This window comes from Kitasatospora putterlickiae (genome assembly GCF_039527695.1).
Taxonomy (GTDB): domain Bacteria; phylum Actinomycetota; class Actinomycetes; order Streptomycetales; family Streptomycetaceae; genus Kitasatospora; species Kitasatospora putterlickiae.
Map to the genome: position 1 here is coordinate 8,878 of NZ_BAAAKJ010000078.1, position 6,829 is coordinate 15,706.

At 75.9% G+C, this 6,829-nt stretch carries 8 protein-coding genes and 1 pseudogene; 3 read left to right on the forward strand and 6 right to left on the reverse strand.

All coding sequences use genetic code 11. The features are described from left to right. Positions 1-142 (forward strand): annotated as a pseudogene (locus ABD308_RS08940) (FAD-dependent pyridine nucleotide-disulfide oxidoreductase); the annotation flags it as partial. Positions 143-166: 24 nt separating this feature from the next. On the opposite strand, the gene ABD308_RS08945 reads toward ABD308_RS08940, so the two are convergent. Beyond that, positions 167-583, reverse strand: coding sequence for a winged helix-turn-helix transcriptional regulator (locus ABD308_RS08945; RefSeq protein WP_344330411.1), 417 nt, complete (start codon positions 581-583; stop codon positions 167-169). A gap of 76 nt (positions 584-659) precedes the next feature. On the opposite strand from ABD308_RS08945, the gene ABD308_RS08950 reads away from it, so the two are divergent. After that, a complete protein-coding gene (locus ABD308_RS08950; protein ID WP_344330415.1) occupies positions 660-1,574 on the forward strand; it encodes an NAD(P)H-binding protein in 915 nt (304 codons plus the stop codon). 51 nt (positions 1,575-1,625) lie between these two features. On the opposite strand, the gene paaE is transcribed toward ABD308_RS08950, so the two are convergent. The 5 genes from paaE to paaA are packed head-to-tail and all read right to left on the reverse strand — an operon-like array spanning position 1,626 to position 5,627. Next, entirely contained in the window at positions 1,626-2,807 is a 1,182-nt protein-coding gene (paaE, locus tag ABD308_RS08955; RefSeq protein ID WP_344330420.1) for a 1,2-phenylacetyl-CoA epoxidase subunit PaaE, read from the reverse strand. Further along, positions 2,808-3,362: a 1,2-phenylacetyl-CoA epoxidase subunit PaaD gene (paaD, locus tag ABD308_RS08960; RefSeq protein WP_344330427.1), complete on the reverse strand. Its 555-nt coding sequence runs from the start codon at positions 3,360-3,362 to the stop codon at positions 2,808-2,810. A gap of 5 nt (positions 3,363-3,367) precedes the next feature. After that, positions 3,368-4,306, reverse strand: coding sequence for a 1,2-phenylacetyl-CoA epoxidase subunit PaaC (gene paaC / locus ABD308_RS08965; protein WP_344330435.1), 939 nt, complete (start codon positions 4,304-4,306; stop codon positions 3,368-3,370). Positions 4,307-4,323: 17 nt separating this feature from the next. After that, positions 4,324-4,617, reverse strand: a complete 294-nt coding sequence (gene paaB / locus ABD308_RS08970) for a 1,2-phenylacetyl-CoA epoxidase subunit PaaB (protein ID WP_344330439.1) — start codon at positions 4,615-4,617, stop codon at positions 4,324-4,326. Beyond that, positions 4,614-5,627: a 1,2-phenylacetyl-CoA epoxidase subunit PaaA gene (gene paaA / locus ABD308_RS08975; protein ID WP_344330442.1), complete on the reverse strand. Its 1,014-nt coding sequence runs from the start codon at positions 5,625-5,627 to the stop codon at positions 4,614-4,616. Before paaA ends, paaB begins: the two co-directional genes overlap by 4 nt. A gap of 246 nt (positions 5,628-5,873) precedes the next feature. On the opposite strand from paaA, the gene ABD308_RS08980 reads away from it, so the two are divergent. After that, on the forward strand, positions 5,874-6,829 hold a 956-nt coding region (locus ABD308_RS08980; RefSeq protein ID WP_344330446.1), incomplete at its 3' end, for an aminoglycoside phosphotransferase family protein.

Consider the following 6,829-nt stretch of genomic DNA (forward strand, 5'->3'; position numbering starts at 1 on the left):
CCCGCGCGTCCACCTGGTCGGCTACGGGCCGTCCGCCAGCACCGTCGGTGCCAACCGGGCCGGGCGCGCGGCGGTCAACGAGATCGTGAAGCTGCTCGGAACGCCGTCGCCCGCCGTGGCCCCGGTGCCGGTGGGCGGCTGACGCGACGGCGGCGCCGGCCGCCCCTCACCCTTCCCGCGGGCCGCCGTCGTGCGCGGCGGCCCACTCGCCCAGCTCGCGCACCGCCGCGTGCAGCGACTCCCCGAGGCCGGTCAGCGCGTACTCGACCCGGTACGGGGGCCCTGGGCGGGCGGTGCGCCTCACGTATCCCTCGGCCTCCAGCGTGCGCAGCGAACGGGTCAGCACCCGGCGGCTCAGGTCGGCGACGGCGCGGTCCAGCTCGTTGTAGCCGCGAGGGCGTTCGGCGAGCAGGCAGATCAGCACCACGCTCCAGCGGTCGCCGATCCGGTGCAGCACCGCCGTCGCCGGGCATCGCGCGCGGTCCTGGGCGGTGACCGGTGCCGCGGTGACCGCTGCCGCGGTGACCAGTGCTGCGGCGACGGCCCGGGCGCCGTCCGGGGTGCCGTCCGTGCCAGTGGACATGAATGTTCCTTCTTTCGACGACCCGTCGGCCTCACCCATGATCGCCTCAAGACACCGACACAGTCGAGGAGTTCACATGCTCGCGGTAACCGGAACGGCCGGGCGGTTCGGCCGGCTGGCACTGGCCGGGGTGCTCGCCCTGACCGCCCGCCGGACCGACGTGGTCGCCCTCACCCGGGATCCGGCCCGGGCCGGCGCGGACCCGGGCCGGCCCGATGTGCCCACCCGGCACGCCGACTTCGCCCGTCCCGACACCCTCGCCTCCGCGCTGGCCGGGGTCCGGCGGCTGCTGCTGGTCAGCACCGAGCGCTCGCCCCGACGGTTCCACCTGCACCGGGCGGCCGTGGAAGCGGCCGTCGCCGCCGGGGTGGAGCACGTCGTCTACACATCGGTGGTCCGCGCCGGCGACCCGGGCAACCCCGTCCCCGAGGCCGCCGACCACCGTCGGACCGAGGAGCTGCTCGCCGGATCCGGTCTGCCGCACACCGTCCTGCGGTTCAACGTCTGGCCGCAGATGCTGCTGCTCAGCGGACTGGCCCGGCTCGCGGTCGCCCACGGCGAGCTGCCGAGCGGCGCCGCCGGCGGCCGGGTCGGCTACATCACCCGGGAGGACACCGCCTGGGCCGCCGCCCGCGTCCTCACCGGGACCGCCGGTGACGCGGCCGGTGACGCGGCCGGCGCCGGTACGGTGCTTGACGTGACCGGCCCCGGCCTGACCGACGCCGAGGTCGCCGCAGCGCTCGGCGAGGCCACCGGGCGGCCGGTCCGCCACCGCCAGGTGACCGACGCGGACGTCCCCGGCGCGCTGACCGCCCTCGGCGTGCCCGCGCCGCTGGCGGCCGGCTGGGGCGAGAACGACCCGTTCCGGCGCCAGGGCTGGTTCGACGTCCCCGACGACGGCACCACGCGGCGGCTGCTCGGCCGCGCGCCCGTCACGCTCACCGGGTTCTTCACGGCCCACCGCGCCGAACTGCTGGCGGGGACGCGGTGAGACGCCCGGCCCGGGCCGTGGGCCGCCGCGGGACCGGTGGGCGGGGACCGGTCAGCGGTCGTAGTCGACGGTCACCTTGTCCGTCACCGGGCGGGCCTGGCAGGTGAGCACGTAGCCGGCGGCCAGCTCCTTCTCCTCCAGCGCGAAGTTGCGCCGCATCTCCACCTCGCCCTCCGTGACCAGCGCCCGGCAGGTGCCGCAGACCCCGCCCTTGCAGGCGAACGGCAGGTCGGGGCGGGAGCGCTGCGCGCCGTCCAGGATGGAGCGGTCGCACGGCAGCGACAGGGTGCTGCCGCGCCCGTCCAGGACGACGGTGACCTCGCTGCGCGCCGCGCCGTCGCCACCGGCCGCGCCGCCCGGGGTGTCGTCCGCGCGCTCGGCGACCGGCTCGTCCTCGGCGTGGAACAGCTCCTGGTGCACCCGCTCCGCCGGGACGCCCAGCCCGGCCAGCAGCTCCTTCGCCCCGGCGACCATGCCGAACGGCCCGCAGAGCCACCAGTGGCCGACCGCCGCCGGGTCCACCAGCGCCGTCAGCAGCGCCGCGACCCGCTCCGGGTCCAGCCGGCCGCTGAGCAGTTCGGCGTCCCGGGTCTCCCGGGAGAGCACGTGGACCAGCTGGAAGCGGCCCAGGTAGCGGTCCTTCAGGTCGGCCAGCTCGTCGGCGAACATCACGGTGTCGCTGCGCCGGTTGCCGTAGAGCAGGGTCACCGTGGAGGTGCGGTCGGCGGCCAGCACGGAGGCCGCGATCGACACCATCGGCGTGATGCCGGAGCCGGCCGCCAGCAGCACGTGCTCGGCGGGCTCGGCGAGGTCCGGGGTGAACAGGCCGGACGGCGTCAGCACCTCCACCTCCTCCCCCGGCCGGGCCTCGCGCACCAGCCAGCGGGAGAACAGCCCGCCCGGCACCTCGCGCACGGCGATGCGCAGCGGGCCGCCGGCGGGGGCGCAGATCGAGTACGAGCGGCGCTCGTCGACGCCGTTCACCACCCGTCGCAGCGTCAGCGTCTGGCCCGGCCGGAACGCGAACGCGTCCGCGAGCCCGTCCGGCACGGCGAAGGTCACCGCGACGGCGTCCTCGCAGAGCCGCTCCAGCCCGGCGATCCGCAGCGCGTGAAAGGTCGGCCGGCGGGCGGGGCGCACGGCGGCCGGCTCCGCGGAGGCCTCGGCGGGCAGCTCGGCGCGAGGCTCCGCGAGGGGCTCCACGGGCGGTTCCGCGGACGGGACGGCGGCCATTCAGATCTCCTTGACGCGTTCGAAGGGCTCGCGGCAGTCCCGGCAGCGCCACAGCGCCTTGCAGGCGGTGGAGCCGAAACGGGACAGCTCCTCGGTGTCGGTGCCGCCGCAGAGGGGGCAGGTGACCAGCGCGGTGGGGCCCCCGGCGTTCGCGAAGCGGGTCGGGCCGAGGCTCAGCGGCGTGCTCCCTCCACCGCTCCCCCCGGCCGCGCCGCTCGCGCCGCCCGGGCGCGGCGGAGCGATGCCGGCCTCGGCGAGCTTGCGCCGGCCGTCGGGGGTGATCAGGTCGGTCGACCAGGGCGGGTCCAGCCGCAGCCGGACCCGGACGTCCGCGTACCCGGCCGCGCGCAGCCGCCGGTCCACGTCGGCGGCCATCTCGGCGACGGCGGGACAGCCCGAGTACGTCGGGGTGAGCCACGCGGTCACCGTGCCGCCGTCCTCCGTGACCTCGGCCAGCACGCCCAGGTCGGCGAGGGTGAGCATGGGCAGCTCCGGGTCCGGCACGGCCGCCGCCACCGCCCAGGCCGCCCCGCTCGACGCGCGTGCCCCGGCCACGGCCGTCACCACGTCGCGCCCGGGTGCGCGCGGGCCACCACCTGGAGCTCGGCGAGCAGCGGACCGAGCGCCTCGGTGTGCACCCCGTCCCGCCCGCCCCGGCCACCGACGGCCGCCAGCCCCGGCACGTCCGGAACCGTCAGCCCGGCCTCCGCGCACACCGCCGCCACCGAGCGCAGCACCGGCTCGCGCAGCGTCCCCGGGTCCACCCCGGCCCGCAGCTCCACCGGGTGCGCGGTGAACAGCTCCTCCAGCAGCGGCCACACCGCGTCCAGCCCGGCCTGCATCCGCGCCGCCGAGTACGGCGTGCCGTCGCCGAGCCGCAGCGTCCACGCCGTGGCGTACTCGCGGTGGTAGGCCAGCTCCTTCACTCCGCGCGCCGCGACCGCCGCCAGCACCGGGTCGGCGTGCCCGGCCAGCGCCTCGTACAGCGCGCCGCGCGCCGTGGCGAACAGCAGCAGGCGGGCGATCGAGTACGCGAAGTCCCCGTTCGGCGCCTCGACCAGGCGGACGTTGCGGAACTCGTGCTCCTCGCGCCAGTACGCCAGGTCGTCCTCGGTGCGCCCGGAGCCGTCCGCCTGGCCGGCCCGGGTGAGCAGCTGGCGGGCCTGGCCGAGCAGGTCGAGGCCGAGGTTAGCGAGCGCGACCTCCTCCTCCAGCTCCGGCGCGCGGGTGCACCACTCGGTCAGCCGCTGGGCGAGGACGAGCGCGTCGTCGCCCAGCATCAGGCAGTAGGCCGCGAGGTCGGCGCCGTCCAGGCCGGGGGGCACGGCGGTGTCCACGCCGAGCAGCGGGTCGGCGAAGCCCGTCCCGTACGCCCAGCGGCCCTCGCCCTCGGGCCCGGGGGACGCCTCGGTGAGGCTCAGGTACACGTGGTCGTCGGTCGGGTGGCCGTCGGCCGCGTGGTCGCCGGTCGGGGCGTCGGTCACGTCGTCGTCGGTCATGGTTCGGCTGCTCCCGGTCAGATGTGCGGGACATCCTCGGGGATGTCGTAGAAGGTCGGGTGGCGGTAGACCTTGTCGCCGCTGGGCGCGAAGAAGGGGTCGCGCTCGTCCGGGGTGGAGGCGGTGATCGCGTCGGAGCGGACCACCCAGAGGCTGACGCCCTCGTTGCGGCGGGTGTAGAGGTCGCGGGCGGCGAGCAGGGCCATCCGGTCGTCGGACGCGTGCAGCGAGCCGACGTGCACGTGGTTCAGGCCGCGCCGGGGGCGCACGAACACCTCGTAGAGCGGCCAGCCGGCCTTGGACTCGGTCACTTTCCGTTCTCCTGTTCCGCGTGCCGTCCCGCTTCCGTCCCCGTGCCGGCCTCGGCGCGGCGCTTCGCCGCGTACGCTGTGGCCGCCTCGCGCACCCACGCGCCGTCCTCGTGCGCGGTCCGCCGCCGTTCCATCCGCTGGGCGTTGCACGGGCCCTGGCCGTGGATGACCCGGTTCAGCTCCGACCAGTCCGGCTCGCCGAAGTCCCAGCCGCCACGCTCCTCGTTCCAGCGCAGCTCGGGGTCGGGGAGCGTGACGCCGAGGTGCTCGGCCTGCGGGACGGTCATGTCGACGAAGCGCCGGCGCAGCTCGTCGTTGGTGTGCCGCTTGATCCGCCAGGCCATCGACCGGGCGGTGTTCGGCGAGGCGGCGTCCGAGGGGCCGAACATCATCAGCGACGGCCACCACCAGCGGTCCACCGCGTCCTGGACCATCCGGCGCTGGGCGTCGGTGCCGCGCATCAGCGTCATCAGCAGCTCGTAGCCCTGGCGCTGGTGGAACGACTCCTCCTTGCAGATCCGGACCATGGCGCGGGCGTACGGGCCGTAGCTGCAGCGGCAGAGCGGGACCTGGTTGCAGATCGCGGCGCCGTCCACCAGCCAGCCGATCACGCCGACGTCGGCGAAGGTCAGCGTCGGGTAGTTGAAGATCGACGAGTACTTCTGGCGTCCGGCGATCAGCTTCTCGGTGAGCTCGGCGCGGTCCACGCCGAGGGTCTCGGCAGCGGCGTACAGGTACAGGCCATGGCCGGCCTCGTCCTGGGCCTTGGCGAGCAGGATCGCCTTGCGGCGCAGGGAGGGGGCACGGGTGAGCCAGTTGCCCTCGGGCTGCATGCCGATGATCTCGGAGTGCGCGTGCTGGGCGATCTGGCGGACGAGGGTGGCCCGGTAGGCGTCGGGCATCCAGTCGCGGGGCTCGATGCGCTGCTCCGCGGCGATGACGGCCTCGAACGCCTCTTCGAGCGCCCCGTCGGGCGACGCCCCGGGCCGCTCGGCCACCTCTGCTGCCACCACGGTCCCCTTTCGCCGACTCAGAGAGATACCGACCAACCGTTCGGTCGGGTCCATTGTGCGCGCGTGCGGGGCGGCTGACAAGGGAGCACCGCCGGTGGCGGGCGGGCTGGGACGCGCTGGGGCGGCCGGGGCGGACTGTGCCGGCTGTGCAGACTGCGGACTGCGGACTGCGGACTGCGGACTGCGGACTGCGCGGACGGAAAACCGGTGGCCCGCGCCCGGCCCGCGGGCCAGACTCCCGGCATGACACTGCACACGGACGAGATCCCGGCCGACGAGAACCTGGTCCGGACCCTGCTGCGGGCGCAGCGGCCGGAGTGGGCCGGCCTCGCCCTGGCACCGGCGGGCGCGGGCACCGACAACACCATGTACCGGCTCGGCGACGACCTGCTCGTCCGGCTGCCGCGCACCCCGGACGCCGCCCGGTCGGTGCGGAAGGAGCAGCGGTGGCTGCCGCGCCTGGCGCCGCTGCTCGGCCGCGCCGTCCCGGAGCCCGTCCACATCGGCGCGCCCGGCGCCGGATTCCCGCTCGACTGGTCGGTCTACCGCTGGATCGAGGGGGCCGAGCCCGGGCCGGCGAGCGTCCGGGACTGGGCCGGTTTCGGCGCCGGCCTCGCGGCGTTCGTGCGGGAGCTGCACGGCCTCGACCTGATGGGCGCGAGCCGGGCGGACGAGCTCAGCTGGTACCGCGGCGGCTCGCTGCGGGACTGCGACGAGTGGGTCACCCCGCGCCTCGCGGACTGCCGCGCGCTGGTGGGTCCCGGCGCGGAGCGCCCCGACGGGAGCGGTGACCTCGGCGTCGACGCTCCCGGCGTTGACGCTCCCGGCGTCGACACGCTCGATGTCGACGCGCTGGAGCGGCTGTGGCGGGCCGGGCTCGCGCTGCCGGAGCCGTCCGCGCCGCAGGTCTGGCTCCATGGCGACCTCAAGCCCACCAACCTCCTGGTCAGGGAGGGCGGACTGCACGCGGTCATCGACTTCGGCTGCCTGTCGATCGGCCGTCCGGACGCCGAGCACGCGACCGTCTGGGACCTGCCGCCGGCGGCGCGCCGCGCCTACTGGGACGCGCTGGACCTCGACGAGCCGACGTGGACCCGCGCCCGCGCCTGGGCGATCGCGGTCGGCGCCAGCGGGCTCTCGTACTACTGGCACACCTATCCGGCCTTCGTCGCCGAGTGCCTGGCCCGCCTGCGAGCGAT